Source organism: Microvirga tunisiensis, assembly GCF_009296175.1.
In the GTDB taxonomy this organism is placed as follows: Bacteria; Pseudomonadota; Alphaproteobacteria; order Rhizobiales; family Beijerinckiaceae; genus Microvirga; species Microvirga tunisiensis.
The window spans coordinates 1-2,191 of record NZ_VOSK01000616.1; the positions used below are offsets into that span (position 1 = coordinate 1).

Below are 2,191 nucleotides of genomic sequence, written 5' to 3' on the forward strand. Positions count from 1 at the left end.
CCGCAATCGAGCGTCCGGTGTTCGGTTGGTCGGTCAATACCGCGCTCGCTCTCTCGATAGCGGTGAGGCCCGTGCCCGAGGAAACCTCGACGCCCCGGCGAACTCCCGCCGGGCATTCGCGCAATCCCGGAAATTTAGATCCTGCATTGGCATAGCATTAGCCTCTACGGCGGCGGGGCCAGCACGCACATCGTCCCGCCCGCTCGAAGGTGAGGTCCGCCGGACTGGGAGTGCGGCTTACCCAGTTCGGAGATGCTGCTCAGAGCAGTGCAACCTGGATCACCCCGACATCGCCCAGTGAAATGATCCCGACAACCGTTTGTCCCTGTTGAGGACTGGCGAGCGCCCGACCTGGATCTATTCCGCCGGTCCGGACGCACGGGTGCCTGCTCATGGGCTATGGTAAGCCCACCGCTCTGCCCCTACAATCCGCGAGCGATTGCCCACCCTTAATCGGAAAGAACCTACCCGCAGGCAAATACGTACTCGCCTATTGTACAGGTGAAGCTCGTATCTTGTGCTCCGGAGGACAGTGGTACTCACCAGCTCATCATAGGTGCACGACCGACGTCTGCATCGGGTCTTGGTTGTGTAGAAATGCTGACGTGCCACTTGTTGAAGCAATTTTGTGTCGTGTAGGCAGGTTAGCTGGATATTTCTCGGCGTTGGCGCATGTCTCTCAGGCTAGACCCTGAGGTTCGCTCATCTCCCATAAAGCAGCTGCTGAGACAGGATCAATCGATCAATTCCCCTGCTTCAATAGTCTGCTCAGGTCAAACTTTCACATTCCGACCGCTCAACGAACGTCTGCTCTGACGGCCGAAGGTGACCACGCTCTTGGGTCCGGGGAGTGCAGTCGGTTGACGGACTTACAGTTCCAGCTGGATCGTACGGGTCGTGCGAAGCGGGCATAAGCTATGGCAGGTGCACCACGCCACCGATGGTGGATCGGGGCGCAGCTGAGTTGCCCGAAGCTCCTACACCTCTCATCATGGTCCGATTGATAGGTTCTCAGCCAAGTCATCTATCTTGGCGGCCATGATGAAGTCGTTTTCATGAAGGCCCCGGATCTTCTTGGTCTGGAGGGACACGGTCGCATAACCCCAGCCGAAGCAAACATCCGGGTGATGACCCTCGGCCTCGGCAAGGTCCGCCACCTTCCTCACAAAGGTGAACGCTTCGGCAAAATTCTTGAACTTATACGTCCGCTCGATCCGCCGAGCCTCATCCTCGACTGCCCAACCGGGAACCTGCTTTTGGAACGCTGCGGCTTCATCCGGCATGAGCGGCGGGATGCCACCGCGACAGGGGGTACAGGTCTTTGCGACGAGGGGTGTTACAGTCATGATCTCCTCCACTGAACCTGAGGCGCTTAACCTTCTCCCCCGAGACTAACCTGTGTTGAACCGTGCTGTCATAAGATCTTACACGAGGCACTTTGACTTCAGCTCATAGGAACCAGTCCCGCGCAATGGTGCGTTGTCCAGGGTCGCCCAGTCGCATCGATGCAACGGACGACATCCCTTGGTGAGCCCAGCTCACCTCGCTTTAATGCTGAATAGCAGAGCAGGAACGGGCACCCCAAAGACGCCCTTAAGCAAAGGTTGTCTGAGTGAAGCGCCCGCGCACGTTGGAGGAAGCTCATGGCCGGCGAGGACAGTCACAAGATGCAAGCGCAGGTAAGTGGAAACATACCCGGGCCCGATGTGATGCTGAGACTCTGGGCCTCATGGATGGACCGGATGTCCGCCCCAGCGCAGGCACTGGCTGATCCAGGCACGGCTTGGTGGCAGATGACAACCGACAACCCTGCTGCGAGCCTGATTGCCGGAGGGGTCACTCAGTTCCAGGAGAGCCTGTCACAGGATCCCACACTCCGCTCCATTGACCAGATGTGGAACGCCAATCCTCTGCGCGAGGTCGTGCCCGTCGACTGGGCCGAGATCGCGCGGGCCTTGCGGATCGTCTGGCTGCGCTCGCTGAACAAGCCCAGCACAACCTTAGCCGTTGCGGATCTCAACCAGGATCTCTGGCGCTCCGCGGTTGACGTGTGGCAGGAGGCCGGGCAGCGCTGGCTCGGCATTGCAGGTTCAGCGCCAGGGAATGGACCATCTACTCCCGCAACAGACAAGCGGTTCGCTGCCCGCGAGTGGCACACCAACCCGGTCTATCGCACGCTTCAGCAGATCTA

General features: G+C 59.3%; 1 protein-coding gene and 1 pseudogene. One reads left to right on the forward strand and one right to left on the reverse strand.

Features of this window, described 5'->3' with window-relative positions:
* Window positions 1-989: 989 nt before the first annotated feature.
* Window positions 990-1,346, reverse strand: coding sequence for a 4a-hydroxytetrahydrobiopterin dehydratase (locus tag FS320_RS42030; protein WP_152718475.1), 357 nt, complete (start codon window positions 1,344-1,346; stop codon window positions 990-992).
* Window positions 1,347-1,742: 396 nt separating this feature from the next.
* Between FS320_RS42030 and FS320_RS42035 the strand changes: the two are divergent.
* Window positions 1,743-2,191: pseudogene (locus tag FS320_RS42035) on the forward strand (hypothetical protein); the annotation flags it as partial.